Genomic DNA, 24,527 nt, shown 5'->3' with positions numbered 1-24,527 from the left:
GGGGATCCTTATTGTTAATTCAGATTGAAACCAGAAACAGACTGAAGACGGGCGCAGGCGACAACCGCCTGACCCAGAGCCAGCCCGCCGTCACCTGCCGGATACTCCCGCGGCAACAGAACGTGCAGTGGCGATAAAGCCTGATGTAAAAGCTGGCGCAGCAGCCGGTTATGCAGCACGCCGCCGCTCAGCGCGACAGTGCGGGTACCGTTTTTCGCGCAGTAATAGCGGGCCAGGGCGGCAAAACCTTGTGCCAGTGCGTCATGAAAAGCGAACGCGCGTTCGGCAGGTGTCGCCTGCCAGCCGAGCCATTGCTGCCAGAAAACGGCCAAATCCAGAAAGGTGCCCTCAGCGGCGTGAATGAGCGGCAGGGTGACAGGATGTTTTACGCCGTACGCCTGATGTGCCAGCGCTTCCAGACGGCAGGCGGCCTCACCTTCCCAGCTCAGACTTTCCGGCGCGCAGCCGGTCGCGGCTGCCACGGCATCGAATAAACGCCCGCAGGAGGAGGCCAGCGGGGAATTGATGCCAGCCACCACCGCCTTCGACAGCGGCTGCCATGGCTGAGTAAGCAACGTTTGCGCTTCAGGAAGGTGCTGCCAGCCCGGCACAAACGCCATCCACTGCGCCAGAAGATTTCGCCAGGGTTCACGCGCGGCGCGGTCGCCGCCCGGCAGAGCCACCGGCGGTAATCCGCCCAGGTGTTCGCACCGGCGATAGTTCACCAGCAGGCATTCGCCGCCCCAAAGCTGGCCTTTCTGACCGTATCCCAGGCCATCCAGCACCAGCCCGATGACGTTTCCGCCCTCCAGCGGCCAGCGGTGTTCCGCCAGACAGGCGGCGATGTGGGCATGATGATGCAAAACATCCACCACCCGCGTGCCGGGCTTGTCCGCCTGAACATGGCTGACATAAGCGGGATGCGCATCGCGGGCGAGGGTCACGGGCGTACAGGCATAAAGATGCTGGAAATGTTCAATCGCCTGCTGCTGTTGCAGGGCAATATCGCGGTGCGCCAGCGAACCAAAGTGCGCGCTGAGTATCGCCTGCCCGCCGCGGACCAGACAAAACGTATTTTTCAGATCGCCCCCGAGCGCAAGCAACGTCGGCTGCACGAGAAAACCCGGCGGCAATGGCAGGGCGTCCGGCACATAACCCCTGGCACGACGCAGTATTTCAGTGCCCTGCGGGGTCAGGCGTACCAGTGAATCATCGGCACGCTGGACGATTTCACGGTTGTGCAGCAGCCACAAATCGGCGATGCCGTCGAGCTGGCGCAGCGCGTCGGTGTTGGATAACGCCGGTGCGCAACCCGCCGCATTTCCCGAGGTCATGACCAGCGGTGTCGGGTATGCCTGCATCAGTAAATGATGCAGCGGCGTAAATGGCAGCATCAGCCCGACCTCATCTAAATCAGGGGCGATGGCCTCACACAGCACAGAGCGGGTTTTTTTCTGCGTCAGCACGATGGGCGCGGCGGGGGACTGCAACACTTCCCGCAGCGCGGGCGATGCCGGGTCATCCGTGCAGCGCGCCAGCCAGCGGATGTCCGGCAGCATCACGGCCAGCGGTTTTGTCGGACGATGTTTTCGTTCCCGCAGCCGCATCACGGCGACCTGCTGCGTGGCGTCACAGGCCAGATGAAAACCGCCCAGCCCTTTGATGGCGACAATGTTACCGGCACGCAGCGCAATCACGGCCTGCGCGATGGCCGCCTGATCCTGTGCCAGCACCTCACCATTTTGTCCGGTGGCGCTGAGCCCCGGCCCGCAGTGAGGGCAGGCGACCGGCTGCGCATGAAACCGCCGGTCGGCGGGGTTGTGATATTCCTGTAAACACGCAGGGCACAGCGTAAATTCCGCCATGCTGGTGGAAGGGCGGTCGTAGGGCATTGAACGGATCAACGTAAAGCGCGGGCCGCAGTGGGTGCAGTTAGTGAAGGCATAGCCGAAGCGACGATCGCCGGGCTGCTGAATATCCTTCAGACAGGCCGGGCAGGTCGCAGCATCCGGCACCACCTGAGTGTCCATCTGACTTTTGCGACTGCCGGTGATCGTGAAACTGTGTGGCGGATCCTGCCAGTCGAAAGGACCCAGCGTAATGCTGTCAATGCGCGCCAGCGGCGGGCAGTGGCGTTGTAACTGTTCGACAAAAATGTCGATATTGACCGGTTTCAGCAGTCTGATTTCCACTCCTGCGCTGTCGTTACAGACTTCACCGCGAAGTTGTAAACGGTCAGCCAGTTGCCAGATAAAAGGCCGGAAACCGACGCCCTGGACTTTGCCACTGATGCGAATGAGTAAGCCAGACATAAAAACCCTTTTTAAATGGCGGGGAGGGGGGATTCATGGCCACGGCGGATCCCGCGTTGTCATTCATACCCCCTCCCAACCCCTCCCCGTTGCAGGGGAGGGAGCAAAACGACACCTCACACTTTGAGGTGCGGATTTCCATTAACCTAAACTTCAACCACCGGGATCACATCTTCAACGGCACGGCGCAGACGTGCTTTCATGTCGCTGTAGCTTTGCTGTGCATAGTCTTCCGCCCAGCGCTGATCGGCGATGTTTTCCACGTTGACCGCACAGTATTTGGTTTCCGGCGTTTTTGAGATCGGATCCAGATTTTCCTGCGTCAGCTCATTACAGGCACCGATCCACCACTGATAGGTCATGTACACCGCGCCAATATTGATACGCTCGTTAAAGTTGGCGCGGGAAATGACTTTGCCACGGCGGGAGGCGACCCAGACCAGTTGCTGATCGCGGATCCCCAGCGCCTGCGCGTCCTGCGGGTGCATCTGCACAAAGCCCGGCTCGTCGGCCAGCGTTTGCAGGGCAGCGCAGTTACCGGTCATTGAACGGCAGGAGTAGTGGCCGACTTCGCGCACGGTACACAACACCAGCGGATACTCGCCGTCCGGCACTTCAGCCGGGGCGCGCCACGGTGCAGCGAAAAGCTGGCCTTTGCCGGTTGGCGTGTCGAAATGATTGTCCTGATAAAGGTACTGAGTCCCCGGACTTTCCAGCGTGGTGCACGGCCACTGGATATGCCCGAGCGTGCCCATTTTTTCGTAGGTTGCGCCGTAAAACAGCGGGCACAGCTCGCGCATTTCGTCCCAGATTTCCTGGTTATCGTTGTAATGCATCGGATAGCCCAGTTCCGTTGCCAGCAGGCTGATGATTTCCCAGTCACGCTTGACGTTGTATTTTGGTTCGATGGCTTTCTCGAAACGCTGGAAACCGCGGTCGGCGCAGGAGAATACGCCGCCGTGCTCACCCCAGGAGGTGGCCGGCAGGATCACATCGGCCTGCTCGGCGGTTTTGGTCATGAAGATGTCCTGCACAACCACAAACTCCAGCGCTTCGAAGCCCTTACGCACCAGACTTAAATCGGCTTCGGTCTGCAACGGATCTTCGCCCATGATGTAATAGGCTTTTACCTGTCCTTCCAGCGCCAGATGGGGGATCTCGGTGATGCGGTGGCCGATCTGTGCATCCATCTGATTCACGTCGATACCCCAGGCATCGGCGAATTTTGCGCGGACTTTGGCATCGGTCACAGACTGATAGCCGGGGAATTCGTTTGGCAGCACGCCCATATCGCAGGCACCCTGCACATTATTCTGACCGCGCACCGGCCCGACGCCGACGTTTGCCCGGCCAAGGTTTCCGGTCAGCAATGCCAGCCCGGCCAGCCCTTTCACCACATCCACTGCCTGACCAAACTGCGTGACGCCCATGCCCCACATAATGGTGGCAGACGGCGCGGCGGCGTACGTGCGCATTGCCTGACGGATTTGCTGTGCACTGACGCCGGTCTGTTCGGCGACTTTTTCCGGCGAATAATCCGCGACGTTTTTGCGGTACTCCTCGAAGCCTTCGGTGTATTTGGCAACGTAGTCGTGGTCATACAAATTTTCTTCGATCAGCACATGGGCAAACGCATTCACCAGCGCCATGTTGCAGCCGTTTTTGATTTGCAGATGCTGATCGGCGATGCGCGCGGTTTCGATACGACGCGGATCGCACACAATGATTTGCGCGCCTTTCTCTTTGGCTTTGATCACCCGGCGGGCAACGATCGGGTGTGAATCGGCACAGTTATAGCCGATCACCAGCAGGCATTTGGAATTCTCAATATCGCCGATGGAATTACTCATCGCGCCGTTGCCGAGCGTGGCCTGCAAACCGGCAACCGACGGGCCGTGACACACGCGGGCGCAGCAGTCGACGTTGTTCGTGCCGATCACCGCACGGGCGAATTTCTGCATCACATAGTTGGTTTCATTGCCGGTTCCGCGGGAAGAACCGGTGTGCATGATCGAACGCGGGCCATGTTTTTGTTTGATCTCTTTCAGACGCTGCGCGGTGTAACGGATGGCTTCATCCCAGCTGACTGCTTCGAATTTCCCGCCCTTCTGGCGGCGGATCAGCGGCTGTGTCAGGCGCGGCGTCAGCAGTTTAGTGTCATTGAGAAAATCCCAGCCGTAATAGCCTTTCAGGCACAGTTCGCCCTGATTGGTCACGCCATTGGCAGCTTCTGCGCGGATAATTTTACCGTTATCCACAACCAGATTCATTTTGCATCCCGCCCCACAGTATGGGCAGACAGTGGTGACTTTTTTCATGATCTTCCTTCCTCTATCCGAGGTTAAAACAGCAGGGGGGAGGTGCTATCGAGCGCAGCGCGGCGGCGTTTTTCTGCGTTCATTTCCTGTAAGTGATTGCGGTCGATGGCGTACAGCGCCTTCGTCGGGCAAATTTCCATACAGGCCGGGCCGCCGGCACGGGCGTGGCACAAATCGCATTTATGCGCTTCGGCTTTGTCAGAGGTGGCGGTCATGGCCGCGCCGTTCTGGCGGAAAATCGGTTTGGTGACCACTTCCATCGCGCCGTACGGGCAGGCAACGACACAGGTTTTACAACCGATGCAGCGCTCCTGCATCACCTGAACGCGGTCGCCGACGCGGCTGATAGCGCCGTTCGGGCAGACATTGGCGCAGGGCGCGTCTTCACACTGGCGGCACATGACGGCGGTGCTCAGATTAACGCCTTTGATCACGTGCAGACGCGGCGCAAAGGTGGCGGCGTTGAGCAGCGAGATATCCTGCGATTCACTGTGAGCCATGACGCAGGCAATTTCACAGGTACGGCAGCCGATACATTTTTTAGGGTCGGCGATAATAAACCGGTTCATCTTCAACTCTCCTGATTCCGGATTTTCTTATGAAGCCGGATGACACCGGCCTGACGACATTGCTGCTCTGGCTATACATAAACCGTGCCAGTTCAGAGGGTTAATTTTTACGCTTTTGATTCAACGGGTTAGCGAATTGATTATTGACGGTGACGAAACAGGGCGCTGACGTCATGCCCGCTTCGTCACCGCCTCGACAGATGTGTCGATAGCCGATGTCAGGCGTCCCCGGCAGCATAAAGCGCGATACCTAAGCCGGTTTCCAGCGCCGGCAGCCGCTGATGCAGATGCCTGACCGCCTGTTCCACCACCGCGCTCATCGGGTAGTAAAACGCCACCACATCCGGTTGGATGCCAACAAACGTGATGTCCGGGATATCTTCACGCAGTTGCTGAATCAGAAACGTCAGCGGCAGGTTGTGGGTGGTCATCATGAACATCTCACCGATGTCCTCTTCATTGATGATGCGCATTTCACCGGGCGCCAGCCCCATGTCGGTGGCATCGACAATCACCAGATGCTGCGGGCGCAGTTCGCGTAAAAAACCGATATCGTTTTCGGGCGCGGCACCGCCGTCCACGACGGTCCAGCCGGGCAGTGGCCGTTCGGCGCACAGTTCGGCCAGCCGCGGGCCTGCGCCATCGTCACCCATCATGCTGTTGCCGACGCACAGCAGCGCGTAGCGGGAAGGTAAATCAGGCATCGTATCTCCTGACCATCAGGTACATGGCGGGGTCGTTTTCGATTTGCTGGAGCAGGGCGACCAGCGCATCGCTCCAGCCCTGTTGCTGCGGGGTCATCTGCTGGCGGGCCGCGCGCAGCGCCAGCGCCAGGCAGTGCGTGTGTGTGCTGTCGATATTGATTTCGCCGAAGCGTTGCACTCCGGCCAGTTTCCGGTGCGCCTCGCCGTTCTCCGGCAGAAGGTCTATCCACCGGCGATAATCATCAAGCGGGCATTCGAGGCGAGATTTCAGGCAGTCGATGACCCCAAGGTGATGGCCGATCGCCAGACTGTAATAAATGACTTCCTGCACTTTTTGCGAGTTGCGTTTCTGCGCGCGCTTCTCATCGACGAACTTGCTGCTCAGCGAATAGAAAATCACTTTGTTCTTTTCAGGCGTGATGCCCGCCGGGGTCTGATGCCGGGCATAACGGTTATCGTTGGCGGAGGTCATCACAGGCGTACCTCCCCGCGCAGCACCTGCTGGTAAATCTGTTGCAGGTTGCCGACGATTTCGTTGAGCCGCATATCCCCTTGTTCATCCAGATAGGCCGAGATGCGCTGTTCTGCCGGTTGCAGGCCGGGCGCGGCGACCAGCTCCATAAAGCGATCGGCAATCTGGCGGCCATAGCGGTAACCGGCCATGCGGCGGGCTTCGCGATCGAGCAATACGCGCAGCGGTTGCGGCAGGTCGGGATGCAATAACGCCGCCGGTTCGCGGGCGGCCTCGTCGTGTTGCTGGCCTTTGATTTTCTGATCCAGCAGGCCAAGCGCCATCGCAAAACCATAAATGGTGGCGGCAGGCGTGGGCGGGCAGCCGGGAATGTACACATCCACCGGCACGATCTTGTCAGTGCCGCCCCATACACAATAAAGGTCGTGGAAAATGCCGCCGCTGTTGCCGCAGGCCCCGTAGGAAATACTGATTTTAGGATCAGGCGCAGAATCCCAGGCACGCAGCGCAGGCACGCGCATGGCGCGGGTGACGGCACCGGTGAACAGTAAAATGTCGGCATGACGCGGTGAGGGCACCACTTTGATCCCAAAACGTTCGGCATCAAACAGCGGGGAGATCGCGGCGAAAATCTCGATTTCACAGCCGTTGCAGCCGCCGCAGTCCACGCGGTAGACGTAGGCAGAGCGGCGAATACTGGTGAGCAGGGTGGATTTCAGTTTGGCGATGCTTTCATCAAGGGTGACGGGCACCGGCAGGCCATGTTCGTCACGCGGGCCGATCAGCGTCTGGCTCATGACTGCGCCTCCGTGGTCATATGTCGGCCGATATCAATGCGGTCGGTGGAAGAAAGACAGTGCATTTTTTTGCACTCCGGACAGGTTTCATACTGGATGCGCCTGTCGGCGATTTGCCGCTCGCTCAGCGCGCCGTTTTCCTGTAACAGGCTGAGTGCAAAGTCGATTTCCTTTTGCACGGCGTAGGCTTTGCCACATTCCCGGCAGTGGCAGACGGGAAAATCTGCCGTTTCGAACAGATCTTCTTTGCGCCATACCGCCAGTTCAAATTCCTGTGAGAGCGTAATGGCCGCCGTCGGGCAGACCTCCTCGCAGCGGGCGCAGAAAATGCAGCGCCCTAAAAACAACTGCCAGCGGATCGTTTCGCCGTCTTCTGCCGTGGTCATGGTCAGCGCGTTGGACGGACAGGCGTTGGCGCAGGCGCCGCAGGCGATGCACTGCTGCGCGGTGTACTGCGGTTTACCCCGAAAGTTCGGTGCCAGATCCAGCGGTTTAAACGGATAGGCCACTGTCGCCGTGCCGGTTTTCAGCACTTTTTTTATCAGTTTCAGCATGAGTAAGCGGCTCCTTAAAGCGGCGAATTTTTGCGTTCGATGCCGTAACGTTCGATCTCTTTGTAAGGCACGACAATGGTCGTTTTCTTACGCACATCGACCACCGTCATGCGGTCAGTGCAGGAATAGCAGGGATCGAGACTGCCGATGATCAGCGGCGCATCGGACACCGTATTGCCACGCAGCATGTAGCGCAGTGTCGGCCAGTTGGCGTAGGTGGCCGCCCGGCAGCGCCAGCGGAACAGCTTCTGGTTATCGCCGGTCATGCTCCAGTGAATGTCGTCGCCGCGCGGTGCTTCGGCAAAACCCAGCGCAAAGCGGTGCGGAATATAGGTAAACCCTTCCACGGCCAGCGGGCCGCCCGGCAGGCTTTGCAGGCCAAACTCGATCATATTCAGGGAATTGAAAACTTCGTGGATGCGCACTTTCAGGCGGGAATAGACGTCGTTACCGGTTTCGCTGCACAGCTCAAACGGCAGTTTGGCGTAACCGGCGTAAGGGTGATCCTGACGCATATCGCGGCGATGGCCGCTGCCGCGCACCATCGGGCCGACGTTGCTGAAATCACGCGCCACCTGCGGATCCAGAATGCCGACGCCGACGCTGCGCTGTTCGGTATTCGGCGTGCTGAGCAGAATATCCACCAGCTCGTTGAGATCACGGCGCATGCTGCCCGCCAGCGCAATGGTGGCGATCATGTCGTCTTTTAAAATGTCACGACGCATGCCGCCAATCAGGTTCATGCCGTAGGTTTTCCGTGCGCCGGTGAGGATTTCCGCCATCTTCATGGACTGCTCGCGCACGCGGAAGAACTGCATAAAGCCGGAGTCAAAACCGACGAAATGACAGGCCAGGCCGAGGTTAAGCAGATGGCTGTGCAGGCGTTCCACTTCCAGCAGAATCGAGCGGATCATCTGCGCCCGTTCCGGCACGACGATCCCCATCGCATTTTCCACCGACGAGGTGTAGGCGACGCTGTGCGTGAAGCCGCAAATGCCGCAAACGCGGTCTGACAGGAACGTCACTTCGTTGTAACCCATGCGGGTTTCGGCCAGTTTTTCCATGCCGCGATGCACGTAAAACAGGCGGTAATCGGCATCGATAATGTCTTCGCCATCGACGAACAGACGAAAATGTCCGGGTTCGTCAGAGGTGACGTGCAGCGGGCCGATCGGCACAATTTTGCTGCCTTCTTTGGCCTCAGAAATAAACGGATAGGTTTCTTCGTCTGTGGTCGGCGCAGGGCGCTGGCGGTAATCCATGGCGTCTTTGCGCAGCGGATATAAATCGTCAGGCCAGTCATCGGGCAGCACCAGGCGGCGCTCATCCGGCAAACCCACCGGACGCAGGCCGTACATGTCGCGTACTTCGCGCTCGCCCCACACGGCCGCCGGTACGCGGGGCGTCACGGAAGGAAATTCCAGCGAAACGGGATCCACTTCGGTGCGCACGGTGATCCAGCATTTCACGCCCTGTTCCATCGACAGCACGTAGTACAGCGCATAGTTGCCGCACAGCGTGCGCTCGTCATTGCCGAATAAAACCGACAGCCATCCGCCCTGCTGGTAATACAACCACTCGACCACTTCCGGCAGGGCATTGAGTTTGATGGTCACGGTGGCCTGCGTATCGGTCTGCCATTCGCTGCCTAAAATTGCCGAAGGAAACTGCTTCGCCAGCGCCGCCAGATAATGCTTACCCACCGGATTTTGGTTTAACGCGGTATTGAAATCACTCATTACAAAGCCTCTTCCCGCCGCAGCGGGACACGAAAAATGTCAGGTCAGCCTGCGACCAGCCAGGACACCAGCGCCAGAAACGCCAGCCCGAAGCCCGCCCAGGTGGTGCGGGAGGTTTTAAGAAAGCGCAGACGGGCGACGCTGTTTTCAATCAGTGCCACCAGAAAAACGGCAACCAGCAGTTTCAGCAGGCAGACGATCACCGCCATCAGCAGCGTCAGTGGCGTGAGGTGTTCTGCCAGACCGAACGGGAAAAACAGACCGAGAAACAGTTGCAACACCACCAGCTGCTTCAGACTGATCCCCAGTTTCAGTACGCCGAGCGCCGCGCCGGAGTATTCGGTGAGCGGGCCCTCCTGCAATTCCTGCTCGGCTTCGGCCATATCAAACGGCAGCTTGCCCATTTCGATATAGGTGGCAAAAGCGCAGGCCAGCGCGGCCAGAATCAGCGTTAGCGAAGACGACACCGGCCAGTGCAGCACGCGTGCAGCAATCGCGCCGAGTGACGTGGAACCGGCCACCAGCGCCGCGACCCACAGGCCGAGCAGCAGAATCGGCTCGACCAGCACGCCGAGTACCGCCTCGCGGCTGGCACCCATGCCGGTGAACGGGCTGCCGGTATCCAGCCCGGCGATGGCGAACACGAAGCGCACGATGGCAAAAAGATAAATGACGGTGATCAGATCGCCCGCCGCTCCCAGCGGTGATGCCAGCGTCACCGCTGGCAGGGCGGTGGCGATGACCAGCAATCCGCCGGTCAGCAGATACGGCATACTGCGAAACGCCGCGCCCGATGCCGCCGGTGCCACGCTCTGGCGTGCCAGTAATTTGGCGATATCGCGATATTCCTGTAACACGCCCGGCCCTTGCCGGTTGTGCATCCGGGCGCGCATCACGCGGCTGAAACCGGCAAACAGCGGCGCGACAGCCAGCAGGGCCACCGCCTGGATCAGCGCCAGCGGCCACAGGGCGGTGTTTAACAAAACGGGAAAATTCATCTTCAGTTCCTCAGGCAAAAGCCATAACCAGCAACACGGCCAGTTCGATGAAAGCCAGGCGACGGCAGAACGCCCCGAGCCAGCCCCGGTGCAGGGCAGCCACCAGCGCGGCAGGCGTGGCGCGCAGGCGCAGGCGATACAACGGCGCAAACATCACGCGCAGAGGCTGGGCAAAACCGGTGGCGGTCACCACCATCTCAGCGGAATGTCCATAACCGCACGCCCAGGCGTCGCCGCGCACACGGTTCGGCAGACGCGCTCCGCGTAACAGGCTGGCAATCAGCCACGGCAGTAACGGCATCGCCAGAAGCAGCAGGGCAATCATCGGGGCACAGACGGCGGAGGTGCCGGACACTGCCGCGCCGTTTCGGGCAAACGGCATGAGCGGCGTATTCAGCACGGAAGCGGCCACGCCGGAAAAGTGCGGAATGATCCAGGGGGAGGCGACGCCAGACAGAATGCACAGCAGCGCCGGTAAGAGACTGCCGAGCGTCATCGCCAGCGGGGCGGGTGTGGCATCCGCCGCCGCCTGACTGCGCGGTGCGCCAAGGAAGGTGACGCCGAAAACTTTGGCAATACACATCAGCGCCAGTGCCCCGGTCAGCGCCAGACCGACCGCCAGCAGCGGCCCGAGCAGACGCGCGATAAACACCTTGCTGGTGCTCAGCTGGAACAGCGACTTATACAGCAGCCATTCGCTGGCAAAGCCGTTGAGCGGCGGCAGCGCCGCCATCGACATCAGGGCAATCAGCACCGCCACGGCGGTCCACGGCATCAGCCGCGCAATACCGCCGAGTTTTTCCATATCCCTGATGCCGGTCTGCATTTCGATTTCACCGGCACCGAGGAACAGCGCGGTTTTGAACAGGCCGTGGTTGAACAGATGGAACAGCCCGGCCAGCAGCGCAAGCGATGCCAGCACCGGCAGATCCAGCGCCACGCCCACCATCGCGCCTCCCACGCCGAGCAGGATAATCCCGACGTTTTCCAGCGTGTGATAAGCCAGCAGACGGCGGAGATCATGTTCCATCAGCGCGTACAGCCCGCCAATAAATGCGGTCAGGATCGCCAGAAGCAACACCATCAGGCCCCACCAGAGTGGCGGTGCGCCCAGCAGATCCAGACCGACTTTTACGATGCCGATAATGCCGATTTTCATCAGCGCGGCGGAGAACAGCGCGGCGGCGTGAGCGGGCGCGCTGGAATGTGACTGCGGCACCCAGGCGTGCAGCGGGATAATCCCGGCGTACAGCCCGAAACCTGCCAGCGCCAGCAGGAACGTCGCCGATTTAATGCCCGGCGTCAACGTTGCCTGGCGCAGCACCTCAAAATTCACGCTGCCGCTGGTGTGATGCAGCAGGGCAAAGGCCAGGATCAGGCACAGCGTGCCGAGGCGGCCCGAGAGAAACTGGTTCAGACCGGCGCGACGGCTTTTCACATCGTCGCTCTGTACGATCAGGAAATAGGCGCACAGCGCCGCCAGCTCCATCATCAGAATCAGCTGAACGGCATTGGCAGACACTGACGCGGCGGCCAGTGCGGCCAGCAGCAGATTGCACAACAGCCCGGTGCGTGCGCGCGTGCGCGAATTCACCGCGTTGAGCCATGCGCAGGCATACAGGCTGCAAAACAGCGCCGGAACGGACATCGCCAGCAGCAGCAGGCCGTTCAGCGCGCTGAACTCCGCCGCGAAATGCAGCAGCGGCAGCGTGATCGCCTGCGCAGGGCCGCCGTGCACTATCTGCAACGCTGCCATCATGGCGGCGAGGGAGCCCAGCATGCCGCCGAGGCCGGAAATCAGGCTGCTCAGGCGTGCAAAAACGGCCACCAGCCAGCTCAGGACACCGCTCAGTAACCAGAGCATCAGCGCCAGCGCCAGCAGGGACGCCGGAGTCAAAGCCAATAAAGACGTCATGATTTTGTCTCCGCGTCAGGTGCGGTGAAGGCGGTTAAATCGACCGGGAGATCGGCAGGAAAAACGGTCATGGCGTTCAGGCGTTTTTGCTGGCTGGCGCGGGCAGACAGACCGGCGGTCACCAGCGTGATCGCCTGCGTCGGGCAGGAGGTGATGCACGCCGGGCCTTGCGGGCTGAAGCTGCACAAATCGCATTTCACCGCCACGGCGCGAATGCCGGGAACGCAGTCAAGAAACGAGCTGACCGCACGGGGTGCGCGCGGGGCGGGCTGCGCTTTCCATGTGTTGCAGTCGCGCGGAATGTCCACGGGCGTACTGCCGGAAAAGGTGATCGCGCCAAACGGGCAGGCGATACCGCACAGTTTGCAGCTGACGCACAGACTTTCATTCAGATGAATGGCGTCATTTTCGCGGGTGATGGCATTCACCGGGCACACCTGCGCGCAGGGGGCATCTTCACACTGGTGACACATGACCGGCGCGGAATCCAGACGATTACGCATCACCTGCAAACGGGGAGCAGACTGTAAGCCGTGGCGCTGATGTTCCTGCGAGCAGCTGGCCATACAGGTATTGCAGCCGATACAACGTTTCGGGTCGGCTATCACATATTGATTCATGGCCGTTTTAACGCTCATGACCTCTCCTTTCTATTTCGTCAAAGATGACGAAATCGGCACTAAAAATGACATTTCGACACTTATGTCGGAATTAATCCCATTAAAGAAACGGCAGTTCAGCGAGGGGGTATTTATTTTCGCCACGCCGTGAAAATGAATTCCGGCGGATTATTTTTCCTGAATCAGCAATTTTTCTAATTGCGGTAAAACGGCCTGATTGTTATGCAGGGAATCGAACAGGCACTGATAAATAGCGGAAATCTTATTCAGGTAATGTTCCTGTACCGCATGTTTGTCACGGATATCCACCACATCGTCGAGATGGCCGTCTTCGCTCAGTCTGGCGTGGGCAAACGCTTTAAATTCCGGTTCTTCGCTGGCCGGTGCCATGTTCAGGCTGTAAATCACGTCCTGACTGTAAAAGTCATCGCTCAGATGAATGCTGACCGAGAAATGGTTAAACAGCGTGAAGCGAATGTCCTGCTCTTCGCTACAGGTAAATTCATGATTTATTTTCTTATTTGTTGTGGTGATCGCCTGAATCAGGCTGTTCTGATAGGTGTGCCAGTGTGATTTCAGCTGATTATTTTTGCTGGCAATGTAATCCGCTTTAGTGGTCAGTTCGCTGAGAGTGCTCATGGTGGTTACCCGTTGTTGAGTTCTGTAAGGGTGCCATTTCGAAATGTCAGATGACGACGAAAATACGGCGCATAGGGCTGTATTGGCATAAAGCGTGCCAGTTGCGGAATTTTTCTGTTAACTGCTTTAAATTCAGTTTGTTGGATGTTTTTCGTATTAACAGGGATGCGGAAGGGAAAATAAATGACATGTCGATGACACCTTATTTCGACATATATGACGGGGGCTGACCGCCGCCTGACAGACCGGCGGAAATATTCCCTTATCAGTTCATGAATACACTCTGGCATTAATATTGCAGCGCACTGTCATCATTTTTAAAAGAGCGGACGCTATGCACGAAATAACCCTGTGCCAGAATGCCGTCGAATTAATGCAGCAATTTGCCCGGCAAAATAATGCCCGCCGGATCACCGCCGTGTGGATGGAAGTGGGGGCATTTTCCTGCGTCGAGCCCGACGCGCTGACATTCTGTTTTGAACTGGCCTGCCGCGAAACGCTGGCCGAAGGCTGCGAGCTGCATCTCGCGACGCCTGCGGCAGAGTGCTGGTGCCACGATTGTCAGCTCGACATCCGCCTGCTCAGCCCCGGCGTACTGCTTTGCCCGCTGTGCGGAGGCCGTCATGTCCGCGTTGTTGCGGACGACGGCATGAAATTAAAACGTATTGAAATCGAATAACGGGCGCGTTTTGCCCCGGGAGAAAATTATGTGCAGTACCTGCGGTTGTGCCAGTGGCGAACTTCGGATTGAAGGCGTCAGCAGTGAACATCTCCATCAACATTCCCATCAGCACCCTCACGACGCGTCGCCACATTTCCACTCTCATGATGATCATTCCCACGGCCTGCCGTTTGCGCCGCGCCGCCTGATTGATATCGAAATGGACGTGCTGGCGAAGAATAATCACATTGCGGCGCATAACCGCGAGCACTTTGCCAGTGCGTCGATCCTGGCGCTGAATCTGGTGTCCAGCCCCGGATCCGGCAAAACAACGTTGCTGACCAGCACGCTGACCCGTCTGGCATCGCAGGTGAGCTGCGCGGTGGTGGAAGGCGATCAGCAAACCACCAATGATGCTGACCGCATTCGCGCCACCGGGGTGCCGGCGATTCAGGTGAATACCGGTAAAGGCTGCCATCTCGACGCGCAAATGGTGCACGACGCGGTACACCAGCTGGCACCTGAAAACGGCAGCTTGCTGTTTATCGAAAACGTCGGGAATCTGGTGTGCCCCGCCAGTTTCGATCTCGGCGAGCGTCATAAGGTAGCGGTGCTTTCTGTCACCGAAGGCGAAGACAAACCGCTGAAATATCCGCATATGTTTGCCGCTTCCCGGCTGATGATCCTCAATAAAATCGATCTGCTGCCTTACGTGACGTTCGACGTTGAGGTTTGCATTGCCAATGCGCGCCAGGTGAACCCGGACATTGAGGTGATTCAGCTCTCTGCGACCACCGGTGAGGGGATGGCGCGTTGGCTGGCGTGGCTGGAGCAACAGCGATGTGCATAGGCATTCCGGGGCAAATCGTTGCCCTGCACGATCAGCAACCCGACCACGCCTGGGCGCAGGTGTGCGGAATGCGCCGCGAGGTGAATATCGCGCTGGTCGGCGGTGAGAACCGGCAGGCGCTGATCGGCTGCTGGGTATTGATCCACGTCGGTTTCGCGCTGAGCAAACTCGACGAGCAGGAGGCGCAGGAAACGCTGGCGGCGCTGCACGCCATGGAGGAAGTGGAAGCCGACGTCGCGCTGTTCCTCGGCAGAGGGGAGGTCAGATAATGCGATTTGTCGATGAATTCCGCGATCCTAAACTTGCCAAAACGCTGATCGAACGGCTGCATCAGCGGGCGGCGCAACTGCCTTACAGCGCCGAAAAACCGATGCAGATTATGGAAGTCTGCGGTGGCCACACCCACGCGATTTTCAAATTCGGGCTGGATAAACTGCTGCCACCGCAGCTTGAGTTTATCCACGGGCCGGGGTGTCCGGTCTGCGTATTGCCAATGGGGCGCATCGACGCCTGCTGTGAAATCGCCGCGCATCCTGAAGTGATTTTCTGCACCTTCGGCGATGCGCTGCGGGTGCCGGGTAAACAGGGTTCGCTGTTACAGGCGCGCAAACGCGGCGCAGACGTGCGCGTGGTCTATTCGCCGCTCGATGCGCTGAAACTGGCGCGGGAAAACCCGGCGCGTCAGGTGGTGTTTTTCGCCCTTGGTTTTGAAACCACGCTGCCGGTGACCGCCGTAACGCTGCAACAGGCGCGGCGTGAAGGTCTGACCAACTTCAGCGTGTTCTGCCAGCACATCAGCCTGATCCCTACCTTGCGCAGCCTGCTGCAACAAGACGACGTGCGCATCGATGCGTTCCTCGCGCCCGGCCACGTCAGCATGGTGATCGGCACCTCGCCGTATCACTTTATCAATACGCAATTTGGTAAACCGCTGGTGATCAGCGGATTTGAACCCCTGGATATGCTGCAAAGCGTTCTGATGCTGGTGGAACAAGTTTGCGAGGCATCGTGTAAAACCGAAAACCAGTACCGCCGCGTGGTGCCGGAAGAGGGTAACCTGCTGGCACAGGACGCCATGCGCGAGGTGTTTGTGCTGTCGGGCAGCAGCGAATGGCGCGGTCTGGGGCTGATAGAAAATTCCGGTATTTCGCTGACGGCAGGCTACGCGGCATTCGATGCCGAGCGGCGCTTTAACCCGCAGGCGCAGTCGGTCGCCGACGATCCGCGTGCACGCTGCGGCGAAGTGCTGACCGGACGCTGCAAGCCGCATCAGTGCCCGCTGTTTGGCACCGGTTGCACGCCGCATAACGCATTCGGTGCGCTGATGGTGTCGTCCGAAGGGGCCTGCGCCGCGTGGTATCAGTACCGGCATCAGGAAACGCAACGCGTGCAGACGCATCAACGACAGAAGGTGGCAGGATGAGTAACCGTAATGACGTGGTGACCATGGCGCACGGCAGCGGCGGACGGGCGATGCAGCAGATGATCGAACGGACGTTTCGCGCCGCATTTGATAACCCCTGGCTTAACGAATGTGAAGACGGCGCGCGGCTGAACCTGGCCGATCTCACCCGTCAGGGCGACCGGCTGGCATTCACCACTGACAGCTACGTTATCGATCCGATTTTCTTTCCCGGCGGCAACATTGGCAAACTGGCGGTGTGCGGCACGGCGAACGATCTGGCCGTCAGCGGCGCAACACCGGCTTATCTCTCCTGCGGATTCATTCTTGAGGAGGGGTTGCCGCTGGCGGATTTGCAGAAAATCGTCGGCGCGATGGCGAAGACCGCCCGCGATGCGGGCATTGCCATCGTGACCGGCGACACCAAAGTGGTGCAGCGCGGCGCGGCGGACAAAATCTTTATCAATACCGCCGGGATTGGCGTGATCCCCACCTCAGTGAAGTGGGCGGCGAAAACCCTCGAGGCCGGAGACAAAGTGATTGTCAGCGGCACGCTCGGCGATCACGGTGCGGCGATCCTGAATCTGCGGGAACAGCTCGGTATGGATCTCGGGGTGGAAAGTGACTGCGCCGTGCTGGCCCCGATGATTGCGCCGCTGCGTGCGCTGGCCGGTGTCCACGCACTGCGGGATGCCACCCGCGGCGGGGTCAATGCCATTTTGCATGAGTTTTGTGAGGCCAGCGGTTTCGGGATCTGCATCGACGAAGATGCCCTGCCGGTGAAACCGGCGGTGCGCGGTATTTGCGAGCTGCTGGGGCTGGAGCCGCTCAATTTTGCCAACGAAGGCAAACTGGTGCTGGTGGTGTCCCCGCAGGTGGAAAAGGCGGTGCTGGATATCCTGCAGAGCCATCCTCTGGGCATCGATGCCCGGAGCATTGGCGAGGTGACGGAACATCCGCAGGTCTGTTTACGGGGTGCGCTGGGCGTCGTCCGCCAGCTGATGTTGCCCCATGCGGAGCCGTTACCCCGCATTTGTTGATCTCGGCAGGGAGTGGCCTGCCATGAAAGGGGTAGACTTTTGGTCTGCCCCTTCGGAGAAATTTTTGCAACCCAGTTATGCAACTGAAAGAACAGGTATCCAGAGCTAACGCTATGCAGAGTGCAACAATGAGCATCACAAAACATAAAGGGTTACTGGAACTGACGCGCACGCTGTTGCTGCAACAGACCATGGTTTCACTGCTGGAAACCCTGACGCAGGTGGTTCAGAGTGCCGGTATCGCCGAAGCGGTGACGCTGGTGCTGTTTGACAGCAACAGCGATCGCGTCAGTTTTTACGGTATCGATCCGCACCATCAGCCGGTCAGTTATGAAGATGAAACCCTGTTAGCCACCGGGCCGGTGCACGGCCTGCTGAACAACCCTAAAACGCAGGTGTGGCGCAGCGAAGCGCTGAACCTGCGCTATCCGCAACTGGCTGCGCTGAATCTCTATCCGCCGTTTACCGATTATTGTCTGGTGCCGCTGCTGGCCTCCACCGGCCTGCTCGGCGGCTGCGAGTTTACCCGCCAGCACGATCGTCCGTTCAGCGAGGAAGACAACGCGGGTCTGCATGAACTCTGTATGCTGGCTGCCATCGCCGTCGAACAGATCCGGTTGCGTGAAAATGCACAGTTTCAGCACTCCCTGCTGCGTCATGAACGTGACGATTTTCGCATTCTGGTGGATATCACCAACGCGGTGCTGTCCAAGCTGGATCTCGATGAACTGACCGGCGAAATCGCCAAAACCATTCACCATTTCTTTCACATCAACGCCATCAGCATTGTGTTATGCGATGCCGAAAAAGAGACGGAACCGGCCAGCGTCTATGCCACGCATTACGTGCAGGTGCACGTAGCGGAACGTGAACAATCACGGATGGCGCTGGAGGGCACCCTTGAACAGCAGGTAATGAAAAGCGGCGAGATGCTGCTGACTAACGTGCGGCCAGACGCAGAGCGGGAAAGCGAAGAAAGCACGCTGTTCCATTTGCTGTGGCGGGAGCAGACCAAAACGCTGTGTATTCTGCCGCTGCGTTTCGGCCATAAAACGCTGGGCGTACTCAAACTGGCGCAGTGCCAGCCGGACAATTTTAATTCAGCGAATCTGCGCCTGCTGCAACAAATAGCAGAACGTATCGCCATCGCGGTAGACAACGCACTGGCCTATCAGGAAATCAAAAGCCTGAAAGAAAAACTGCAACACGAAAACCTGTATCTCACCGAGCAGATCAACAGCAATAACCCGGATTTCAGCGATATTGTCGGGCGCAGTTCGAGTATGTCAGCGGTGCTGAAACAGGTGGAAATCGTCGCGAAAAGTGACTGCTCGGTGCTGATCCTCGGTGAAACCGGCACCGGTAAGGAGCTTATCGCCAGAGCGATCCACAATCTCGGCGATCGCCGTGACCAGCGTATGGTGAAAATGAACTGTGCGGCCATGCCCGCCGGGCTGATGGAAAGTGATTTGTTCGGCCATGAAAAAGGCTCTTTTACCGGCGCGACCGCACAACGTATGGGGCGCTTCGAGCTGGCGGACAAAGGTACGCTGTTTCTGGATGAGGTCGGAGAAATCCCTCTCGAGTTGCAACCTAAACTTTTGCGCATCCTCCAGGAACAGGAGTTTGAGCGGGTAGGCGGTAACAAACTGATTTCGGTCAACGTGCGGATGATCGCCGCCACCAACCGGGATTTGCAGCAGATGGTGGCTGACAAAGAATTTCGCAGCGATCTGTTTTACCGGCTGAACGTTTTTCCGATCATTATTCCGCCGCTGCGCGAGCGCCCGGAAGATATTCCGCAACTGGTGAAATTCCTCACTTATAAAATCGCTAAACGTATGAAGCGCACCATCGACAGTATTCCGGCGGAAACCCTGCGCCTGCTGAGCCGTATGCCGTGGCCGGGTAATGTGCGTGAGCTGGAAAATGTCATTGAACGCGCGGTGCTGCTGACGCGCGGCACGGTGTTAGATCTGCAACTTCCCGAGCTGAATTACCCGCTGACCACCTTGCCCGTGGTCGCGCCACAGGTGAAGACGGACGCGGTGGCACAACTCAGCGATCAGGATGAACGGGAACGCATCCTGGCCGTGCTGAAAGAAACCAATGGCGTGGTGGCCGGGCCGCGTGGTGCCGCACAGCGCCTCGGGCTAAAGCGCACCACGTTATTATCACGGATGAAAAAACTGGGTATTGCCGCCAGATAATAAACATCCTAATCATGTAAATACCGATAAAAAACCCTGACTCCGCCTCAGGGTTTTTTATTTTAAATCCACGGGTTAATTATTTGTACGTCCTGTGAGTCGCCACCGGACGCCAACTGCTTTATCAGAAAATCCTCAGGGTTCAGTATTCATTCTGTCGGCAACGCTTCGTGAATAAATATTATTGAGCGCAGCGAAACCGGCAAATTAATTAATTTGAATCTTTTGAATTTTATAATGATGAGGTGGTTTATGAGTAACGTAATCGAAAAAGGCTTACAGGAACAGGCGGCGAAAAAACCGAGTATCTGGACCCGTGCCGATGCCCTGAAAGTGAATGAAAATGACCCGACCACAACGCAACCACGCGTCAGCGGTGACTTCCCGGTCATGAGTGATGAAGTGTTTATCTGGGACACCATGCCGCTGCGCGACATTGACGGTAACGTACTGTCGGTCGATGGCTGGTCAGTCATCTTTACCCTGACGGCAGACCGTCAGCCACATGATCCGGCAAATATTGATGCCAATGGCAATTACGATATTACCCTCGACTGGAATAACCGACATGGCCGCGCCAAAATCTGCTACTGGTATTCCGCGACCGGGAAAGACTGGGTATTTGGTGGCCGCGTAATGGCTGAAGGTGTTTCTCCTACAGTGCGCGAATGGGCGGGTTCACCGGTATTATTAAATAATAAAGGGGAAGTGGATTTATATTATACGGCGGTAACACCGGGTGCGACGATTGTAAAAGTCCGCGGACGCGTGATCACCACTCAGCAGGGTGTTGAGGTGGCGGATTTTACTGCGGTGAAACCGCTGTTTGACGCCGACGGGAAAATCTATCAGACCGAAACCCAAAACCCTTACTGGGGCTTTCGTGACCCGTTCCCGTTCCGCGACCCGAAAAGCGGCAAGCTGTATATGTTGTTTGAAGGGAATGTGGCGGGCGATCGCGGTTCCCACGTGGTCGGGCCGGATGAAATCGGTGATGTGCCGCCGGGCTATGAAGACGTGGGCAATTCGCGCTATCAGACGGCGTGCATCGGTATCGCGCAAGCGGCAGATGAAAACGGCGACAGCTGGACATTGCTGCCCCCGTTGCTGACGGCGGTCGGGGTAAACGATCAGACAGAGCGCCCGCACTTTGTGTTCCAGGACGGGAAATATTATCTGTTCACCATCAGCCATAAATTCACCTATGGCGAAGGGGTGACCGGTCCGGACGGGGTTTACGGTTTTGTCAGTGACGCACTGTTCGGCCCGTATGTGCCGCTGAACGGCTCCGGCCTGGTGCTGGGTAACCCGCCTTCACAGCCTTACCAGACTTATTCCCACTATGTGATGCCTAACGGTCTGGTCACGTCGTTTATCGACAGCGTCCCGGTCGATAAAGCCACCACCGGTTTGGATTACCGCATCGGCGGCACGGAAGCGCCGACCGTGAAAATCAAGCTCAAAGGCGAACAGACGTTTGTGGTCGGTGAGTACGATTACGGTTACATCCCGCCAATGGCTGATGTGATTCTGCAGGCATAATTTTACGCTGACTGTTTCTCAGGCTGCCTTCGGGCAGCCTTTTCTGCGTGGCTGCGGTTATTTTCCTGCCAGCTGAAACATCTCTCCGTGGCTGAATGACCAGTCTTCCGGCTGGGTAAAAGTCACCACTACCATCACATCCGCCGCAGAAATGCCCAGCGCGGCATGTAATTTATCGGCCAGATGACGGAACAGCTGCTGTTTCTGATAACCATTGCGCGGTTTGCCTGCGGTGATGTGAAACAGCAAAAAATCGTCCGAGCGCCGGTCATTTTCTCCGGCTAAATAGGTCGGGTTGATCACCCGCTGGCCGCGGCTGGCGGGTTCGAACAGCTGAAAACAGTCATCTTTGGGGACAGAGAAATGATCGACCAGCGTCTCCTGTAAAATGGCAGAAATGGCGTCCTGCCACGCATCTGCACGGTGAGCGGGTAAAGAAATTCGGCTGAAAGGCATTGTCAGATCCTCCGGTTACTGATCGTTGAGAGCGGCGAAGCGGGTCAGGGCTGACGCGGCGGCGGGCCATCCGGCATAAAACGCCAGATGGGTGATCACTTCTGCCAGCTCGGCGTGGCCGACACCGTTTTTAACGGCCAGATCCAGATGAAAGGGCAGTTGTTCACTGCGGTTCAGGGCAATCAGCGCGGCCACGGTGATCAGGCTGCGGTCACGCGGGGAAAGTTCGTCTCTGTTCCAGAGATCGCCAAACAGCACCTGTTCGGTCAGTTCTGCCAGTTTGGGCGTCAGTCGCGCCATGTTTTCAGGCGGGCGCAGGGAAGGGGGCGTTGTGCTCATATCAGGCTCCATGTTTGTCGGTGTGAAAAGGAGCATAAGGCGTTATGATTATCCTGAATATCGAAAATATCAGCAGCATTAATTCATAAATACGGGATGGTTAGCGTGTCGAAAAGGCCAGTGACTTTTGATTCAGAGGCGTTGCGCAGTTTTGTGACCGGCATTGAGCTGGGAAGTTTTGTGCTGGCCGCTGACCGGCTGGGGCGTTCGACCTCCGCCGTCAGCGCACAGCTGAAAAAGCTGGAGCAACAGGCGGGGACGGATTTGGTGCAAAAATCCGGACGACACCTGATTTTGACCGAACGCGGCGAAGTGATGCTGAGCTATGCGCGACGGATCCTCAGCCTGAACGACGACGCCAGCGCGGCGCTGCGGGCGGGCGTGCCGGGTGGCAGCCTCAGCGTGGGCATGCAGGAAGATTTCGGCGAAATCCTGTTACCGGCCATTCTCGGGCAATTTACCCGCACCCATCCGCAGGTGCAGATTTCGGCCAGCATTACCCGTAACCGGCAGTTGCTTGAAGGGATCCGGCACAATGAATTCGATCTGGCCCTGTGCTGGCAGGCCGAAGAGACGCTGCTTTTCCCGTCCAGCCAGTCGCTGGGGCGGGTGCCTTTGCGCTGGATTGGCCCGGCGAATTTCCCCGTCAGCGAAATGTTGGCCTCCGGTGAACCGCTGCCGCTGCTGGTGTTTGACGCGCCATGCCTGATGCGCAGTGCGGCAACCGCGGCGCTGGATCGCGCCGGAATCCCCTGGCGGATCGCCTTTACCAGCCGCAGTCTGAGCGGAATTTGGGCGGCAACTTCGGCGGGGCTGGGGGTGACGTTGCGTACCGGTTTCGGTCTGCCGGCGTCGTTACATTGCCTGAGCGAACTGCCTGCGGCGGGGGATGTGGGCATCAGCCTCCACCAGAGCGAGACGCTGCCCGGCGAGGCGGCGAGGCATCTGAAAGAGGCGATTATCGCTTTCTTTGCGCACGCGGGCTGAGCCGCGCGGATCACTTTTTCGCTGGCTGCTGGCGGTAATGTTCCAGACGCTCGCGAAAATAGGCGCGCAGATGTTCCGGCTGCTCCATTTCCACTTCATCGGCATTCACCGGCAGATTATTGCGCTCGCGCACCGCGACAGTCCCGGCCGCGAGCCCGGCACTCACTTTGTCCATTTCTTCTTTACTGAGCCCTGCGAGTGATGTGTTCATGGTGTCTCCTTTAACTGAATGGTTACGTTGTCCCGCACTGTCTTTATTCTGCTGCCGTTCCGGCCAGGGTTTTCAGCATGCCGTCAGCGCAATACTTCTCCAGCAATGCCAGATCGGTTTCCTGATGCGCTGAGGAAAGAAAGCGGGCAATAGCGTCTTGATCGTCTTCTCCCCAGATAAAGATTTTGTCGGGATGATAAAAAGCATGATCTTTTATCGAGGCATTATTGGTTATCAGCTTTTTGTTGAATGCCATTGCTTCGAGCGCGCGCAGCGTTAAGCCGCGTTGGCCCGTCTTATTGATTTCGAGCACGACGGTGGAACGTTTGAGTTTTTCAATATTTTGCTGATAACTGAGTTTTTGATTGATGCAGAAGGCCGGATAATGGGGGTTTTCCGCATCACCGCCCACCAGATAAAAATCCGGCTGGCACTGATTTTCCTGCAACAACGGCGCCAGTTGGTTAATCAGACTGGCCCGGCCATCATCATAGCCACCGACATAAAAGCATGAGTGCGCAGACGGGGCGTTAGCCGGTTCAGCCCGCCACGCCGCGATGTCGTTGCGGGTGAAGGGTAAAAACTGATCGACATAGGCAAGTTGATATTTCAGGCAATCTTCCGGGTCGAAACTGTAGATAACGTCAAAAACAGTTTTCACTCTGTCCAGATAGTTTTCATTGTCGGAAAGCAATTTCAGGCGGCGGCGCTTAGAGGTCAGTGCCGCCACGGCGTCACGCAAAACCAGGATCTTTTTACAACGCAGCGGCGCAATCAGATCCAGCAACAGGAACGCGCTGTAACCATTGCAAATGATCACATCGTTATCAGCGACATGCCGAAATTTTATCGCACTTTGCCATCTGGCATGGCAGCGCCTGAGCGTGTTTCCTGGCAGGAGATTTTGCACAGACTTGAAATGCTGTTTGACGCGATAAATCTCACTGACGTTAAAGTCTTTTTTGAGGGCAGACGTCATCATCCTTTCGTATTCTGAGTTCCACTCAACGAAATGTATGTTGGCTGCTTTCCTTTGATGATTACCCATTACGCTCCCCTTTTTTATCCCGCAGTCTACCATTTCCGGTGCGCAAAGGGGGCGCGTAAGGCACCCGGATTCGCCTGGTATTTCACAATTGGTTTACAAAATCGCCAGAATCAGGTCATTATTCAGGCTTCTTTTGCACTGAAC

General features: G+C 57.9%; 24 protein-coding genes. 8 read left to right on the top strand and 16 right to left on the bottom strand.

Annotated elements, in window-relative coordinates; all coding sequences use genetic code 11:
- Positions 1-14: 14 nt before the first annotated feature.
- From hypF to ACO0U8_RS12475, 12 genes are all read right to left on the bottom strand, one after another.
- Positions 15-2,312 carry a carbamoyltransferase HypF gene (gene hypF, locus ACO0U8_RS12530; RefSeq protein WP_421670896.1) on the bottom strand — a complete coding sequence of 766 codons (2,298 nt, stop codon included), beginning with the start codon at positions 2,310-2,312 and terminating at the stop codon, positions 15-17.
- A 146-nt stretch (positions 2,313-2,458) separates the two neighbouring features.
- Positions 2,459-4,630 carry a formate dehydrogenase subunit alpha gene (gene fdhF / locus ACO0U8_RS12525; protein WP_056774208.1) on the bottom strand — a complete coding sequence of 724 codons (2,172 nt, stop codon included), beginning with the start codon at positions 4,628-4,630 and terminating at the stop codon, positions 2,459-2,461.
- Positions 4,631-4,653: 23 nt separating this feature from the next.
- Positions 4,654-5,199, bottom strand: coding sequence for an electron transport protein HydN (gene hydN, locus ACO0U8_RS12520; RefSeq protein ID WP_056774212.1), 546 nt, complete (start codon positions 5,197-5,199; stop codon positions 4,654-4,656).
- A gap of 218 nt (positions 5,200-5,417) precedes the next feature.
- Positions 5,418-5,903 carry a hydrogenase maturation peptidase HycI gene (hycI, locus tag ACO0U8_RS12515; RefSeq protein WP_122097486.1) on the bottom strand — a complete coding sequence of 162 codons (486 nt, stop codon included), beginning with the start codon at positions 5,901-5,903 and terminating at the stop codon, positions 5,418-5,420.
- The gene (locus tag ACO0U8_RS12510; RefSeq protein WP_414070652.1) at positions 5,896-6,375 is read right to left on the bottom strand and encodes a formate hydrogenlyase maturation HycH family protein; all 480 of its coding nucleotides are present in this window, start codon (positions 6,373-6,375) and stop codon (positions 5,896-5,898) included. The genes hycI and ACO0U8_RS12510 overlap by 8 nt, the downstream gene beginning before the upstream one ends.
- On the bottom strand, positions 6,375-7,172 hold the full coding sequence (locus tag ACO0U8_RS12505) for an NADH-quinone oxidoreductase subunit B family protein (RefSeq protein ID WP_183847861.1): 798 nt from the start codon (positions 7,170-7,172) through the stop codon (positions 6,375-6,377). Before ACO0U8_RS12505 ends, ACO0U8_RS12510 begins: the two co-directional genes overlap by 1 nt.
- A complete protein-coding gene (locus tag ACO0U8_RS12500; RefSeq protein ID WP_122097488.1) occupies positions 7,169-7,726 on the bottom strand; it encodes a formate hydrogenlyase complex iron-sulfur subunit in 558 nt (185 codons plus the stop codon). The genes ACO0U8_RS12505 and ACO0U8_RS12500 overlap by 4 nt, the downstream gene beginning before the upstream one ends.
- 14 nt (positions 7,727-7,740) lie before the next feature.
- Complete coding sequence (locus ACO0U8_RS12495) at positions 7,741-9,465, bottom strand: NADH-quinone oxidoreductase subunit C (RefSeq protein WP_421670895.1); 1,725 nt, start codon at positions 9,463-9,465, stop codon at positions 7,741-7,743.
- A gap of 44 nt (positions 9,466-9,509) precedes the next feature.
- On the bottom strand, positions 9,510-10,463 hold the full coding sequence (locus ACO0U8_RS12490; protein ID WP_421670894.1) for a respiratory chain complex I subunit 1 family protein: 954 nt from the start codon (positions 10,461-10,463) through the stop codon (positions 9,510-9,512).
- Between the two features lie 10 nt (positions 10,464-10,473).
- On the bottom strand, positions 10,474-12,378 hold the full coding sequence (locus tag ACO0U8_RS12485) for a proton-conducting transporter membrane subunit (protein WP_421670893.1): 1,905 nt from the start codon (positions 12,376-12,378) through the stop codon (positions 10,474-10,476).
- Positions 12,375-12,998, bottom strand: coding sequence for a 4Fe-4S dicluster domain-containing protein (locus tag ACO0U8_RS12480; protein ID WP_421670996.1), 624 nt, complete (start codon positions 12,996-12,998; stop codon positions 12,375-12,377). Before ACO0U8_RS12480 ends, ACO0U8_RS12485 begins: the two co-directional genes overlap by 4 nt.
- Positions 12,999-13,166: 168 nt before the next feature.
- The gene (locus ACO0U8_RS12475; RefSeq protein ID WP_136375700.1) at positions 13,167-13,637 is read right to left on the bottom strand and encodes a formate hydrogenlyase regulator HycA; all 471 of its coding nucleotides are present in this window, start codon (positions 13,635-13,637) and stop codon (positions 13,167-13,169) included.
- A gap of 334 nt (positions 13,638-13,971) precedes the next feature.
- On the opposite strand from ACO0U8_RS12475, the gene hypA reads away from it, so the two are divergent.
- The 7 genes from hypA (at position 13,972) to ACO0U8_RS12440 (ending at position 21,342) form a co-directional block, all read left to right on the top strand.
- Positions 13,972-14,316 carry a hydrogenase maturation nickel metallochaperone HypA gene (gene hypA, locus ACO0U8_RS12470; protein ID WP_056774386.1) on the top strand — a complete coding sequence of 115 codons (345 nt, stop codon included), beginning with the start codon at positions 13,972-13,974 and terminating at the stop codon, positions 14,314-14,316.
- 28 nt (positions 14,317-14,344) lie between these two features.
- Positions 14,345-15,148: a hydrogenase nickel incorporation protein HypB gene (gene hypB / locus ACO0U8_RS12465; protein ID WP_122097493.1), complete on the top strand. Its 804-nt coding sequence runs from the start codon at positions 14,345-14,347 to the stop codon at positions 15,146-15,148.
- Positions 15,139-15,417, top strand: a complete 279-nt coding sequence (locus ACO0U8_RS12460; protein ID WP_056774253.1) for a HypC/HybG/HupF family hydrogenase formation chaperone — start codon at positions 15,139-15,141, stop codon at positions 15,415-15,417. Before hypB ends, ACO0U8_RS12460 begins: the two co-directional genes overlap by 10 nt.
- Entirely contained in the window at positions 15,417-16,571 is a 1,155-nt protein-coding gene (gene hypD / locus ACO0U8_RS12455; protein ID WP_421670892.1) for a hydrogenase formation protein HypD, read from the top strand. The genes ACO0U8_RS12460 and hypD overlap by 1 nt, the downstream gene beginning before the upstream one ends.
- Complete coding sequence (gene hypE, locus ACO0U8_RS12450; RefSeq protein ID WP_421670891.1) at positions 16,568-17,590, top strand: hydrogenase expression/formation protein HypE; 1,023 nt, start codon at positions 16,568-16,570, stop codon at positions 17,588-17,590. The genes hypD and hypE overlap by 4 nt, the downstream gene beginning before the upstream one ends.
- A gap of 128 nt (positions 17,591-17,718) precedes the next feature.
- The gene (gene flhA / locus ACO0U8_RS12445) at positions 17,719-19,800 is read left to right on the top strand and encodes a formate hydrogenlyase transcriptional activator FlhA (RefSeq protein ID WP_421670890.1); all 2,082 of its coding nucleotides are present in this window, start codon (positions 17,719-17,721) and stop codon (positions 19,798-19,800) included.
- 252 nt (positions 19,801-20,052) lie between these two features.
- Entirely contained in the window at positions 20,053-21,342 is a 1,290-nt protein-coding gene (locus tag ACO0U8_RS12440) for a glycoside hydrolase family 68 protein (protein ID WP_122097495.1), read from the top strand.
- Between the two features lie 57 nt (positions 21,343-21,399).
- On the opposite strand, the gene ACO0U8_RS12435 is transcribed toward ACO0U8_RS12440, so the two are convergent.
- Positions 21,400-21,798, bottom strand: a complete 399-nt coding sequence (locus ACO0U8_RS12435) for a tautomerase family protein (RefSeq protein ID WP_421670889.1) — start codon at positions 21,796-21,798, stop codon at positions 21,400-21,402.
- A gap of 15 nt (positions 21,799-21,813) precedes the next feature.
- The gene (locus ACO0U8_RS12430; protein WP_421670888.1) at positions 21,814-22,137 is read right to left on the bottom strand and encodes a carboxymuconolactone decarboxylase family protein; all 324 of its coding nucleotides are present in this window, start codon (positions 22,135-22,137) and stop codon (positions 21,814-21,816) included.
- A gap of 105 nt (positions 22,138-22,242) precedes the next feature.
- Here ACO0U8_RS12430 and ACO0U8_RS12425 point away from each other — a divergent pair, with 105 nt between their 5' ends.
- Complete coding sequence (locus ACO0U8_RS12425; protein ID WP_136375692.1) at positions 22,243-23,124, top strand: LysR substrate-binding domain-containing protein; 882 nt, start codon at positions 22,243-22,245, stop codon at positions 23,122-23,124.
- Between the two features lie 10 nt (positions 23,125-23,134).
- Here ACO0U8_RS12425 and ACO0U8_RS12420 read toward each other — a convergent pair whose 3' ends face one another.
- Both ACO0U8_RS12420 and ACO0U8_RS12415 read right to left on the bottom strand, forming a co-directional pair.
- Positions 23,135-23,335, bottom strand: coding sequence for a DNA polymerase III subunit theta (locus tag ACO0U8_RS12420; RefSeq protein ID WP_056774278.1), 201 nt, complete (start codon positions 23,333-23,335; stop codon positions 23,135-23,137).
- A gap of 43 nt (positions 23,336-23,378) precedes the next feature.
- The gene (locus ACO0U8_RS12415) at positions 23,379-24,317 is read right to left on the bottom strand and encodes a hypothetical protein (RefSeq protein ID WP_421670887.1); all 939 of its coding nucleotides are present in this window, start codon (positions 24,315-24,317) and stop codon (positions 23,379-23,381) included.
- Between the last annotated feature and the right edge of the window lie 210 nt (positions 24,318-24,527).

The sequence above is a fragment of the Rahnella sp. EDr1-12 genome, assembly GCF_049206505.1.
In the GTDB taxonomy this organism is placed as follows: Bacteria; Pseudomonadota; Gammaproteobacteria; order Enterobacterales; family Enterobacteriaceae; genus Rahnella; species Rahnella rivi.
The sequence above is the reverse complement of the archived record's forward strand: the minus strand, read 5'-3'. Positions and strand labels throughout refer to the sequence as shown.

What these genes read in the sequence shown, in the direction of transcription:
- hypF (WP_421670896.1), bottom strand. Translation starts at nt 2,312, where the DNA reads ATGTCTGGCTTACTCATTCGCATCAGTGGCAAAGTCCAGGGCGTCGGT.
- fdhF (WP_056774208.1), bottom strand. Translation starts at nt 4,630, where the DNA reads ATGAAAAAAGTCACCACTGTCTGCCCATACTGTGGGGCGGGATGCAAA.
- hydN (WP_056774212.1), bottom strand. Translation starts at nt 5,199, where the DNA reads ATGAACCGGTTTATTATCGCCGACCCTAAAAAATGTATCGGCTGCCGT.
- hycI (WP_122097486.1), bottom strand. Translation starts at nt 5,903, where the DNA reads ATGCCTGATTTACCTTCCCGCTACGCGCTGCTGTGCGTCGGCAACAGC.
- ACO0U8_RS12510 (WP_414070652.1), bottom strand. Translation starts at nt 6,375, where the DNA reads ATGACCTCCGCCAACGATAACCGTTATGCCCGGCATCAGACCCCGGCG.
- ACO0U8_RS12505 (WP_183847861.1), bottom strand. Translation starts at nt 7,172, where the DNA reads ATGAGCCAGACGCTGATCGGCCCGCGTGACGAACATGGCCTGCCGGTG.
- ACO0U8_RS12500 (WP_122097488.1), bottom strand. Translation starts at nt 7,726, where the DNA reads ATGCTGAAACTGATAAAAAAAGTGCTGAAAACCGGCACGGCGACAGTG.
- ACO0U8_RS12495 (WP_421670895.1), bottom strand. Translation starts at nt 9,465, where the DNA reads ATGAGTGATTTCAATACCGCGTTAAACCAAAATCCGGTGGGTAAGCAT.
- ACO0U8_RS12490 (WP_421670894.1), bottom strand. Translation starts at nt 10,463, where the DNA reads ATGAATTTTCCCGTTTTGTTAAACACCGCCCTGTGGCCGCTGGCGCTG.
- ACO0U8_RS12485 (WP_421670893.1), bottom strand. Translation starts at nt 12,378, where the DNA reads ATGACGTCTTTATTGGCTTTGACTCCGGCGTCCCTGCTGGCGCTGGCG.
- ACO0U8_RS12480 (WP_421670996.1), bottom strand. Translation starts at nt 12,998, where the DNA reads ATGAATCAATATGTGATAGCCGACCCGAAACGTTGTATCGGCTGCAAT.
- ACO0U8_RS12475 (WP_136375700.1), bottom strand. Translation starts at nt 13,637, where the DNA reads ATGAGCACTCTCAGCGAACTGACCACTAAAGCGGATTACATTGCCAGC.
- hypA (WP_056774386.1), top strand. Translation starts at nt 13,972, where the DNA reads ATGCACGAAATAACCCTGTGCCAGAATGCCGTCGAATTAATGCAGCAA.
- hypB (WP_122097493.1), top strand. Translation starts at nt 14,345, where the DNA reads ATGTGCAGTACCTGCGGTTGTGCCAGTGGCGAACTTCGGATTGAAGGC.
- ACO0U8_RS12460 (WP_056774253.1), top strand. Translation starts at nt 15,139, where the DNA reads ATGTGCATAGGCATTCCGGGGCAAATCGTTGCCCTGCACGATCAGCAA.
- hypD (WP_421670892.1), top strand. Translation starts at nt 15,417, where the DNA reads ATGCGATTTGTCGATGAATTCCGCGATCCTAAACTTGCCAAAACGCTG.
- hypE (WP_421670891.1), top strand. Translation starts at nt 16,568, where the DNA reads ATGAGTAACCGTAATGACGTGGTGACCATGGCGCACGGCAGCGGCGGA.
- flhA (WP_421670890.1), top strand. Translation starts at nt 17,719, where the DNA reads ATGAGCATCACAAAACATAAAGGGTTACTGGAACTGACGCGCACGCTG.
- ACO0U8_RS12440 (WP_122097495.1), top strand. Translation starts at nt 20,053, where the DNA reads ATGAGTAACGTAATCGAAAAAGGCTTACAGGAACAGGCGGCGAAAAAA.
- ACO0U8_RS12435 (WP_421670889.1), bottom strand. Translation starts at nt 21,798, where the DNA reads ATGCCTTTCAGCCGAATTTCTTTACCCGCTCACCGTGCAGATGCGTGG.
- ACO0U8_RS12430 (WP_421670888.1), bottom strand. Translation starts at nt 22,137, where the DNA reads ATGAGCACAACGCCCCCTTCCCTGCGCCCGCCTGAAAACATGGCGCGA.
- ACO0U8_RS12420 (WP_056774278.1), bottom strand. Translation starts at nt 23,335, where the DNA reads ATGAACACATCACTCGCAGGGCTCAGTAAAGAAGAAATGGACAAAGTG.
- ACO0U8_RS12415 (WP_421670887.1), bottom strand. Translation starts at nt 24,317, where the DNA reads ATGATGACGTCTGCCCTCAAAAAAGACTTTAACGTCAGTGAGATTTAT.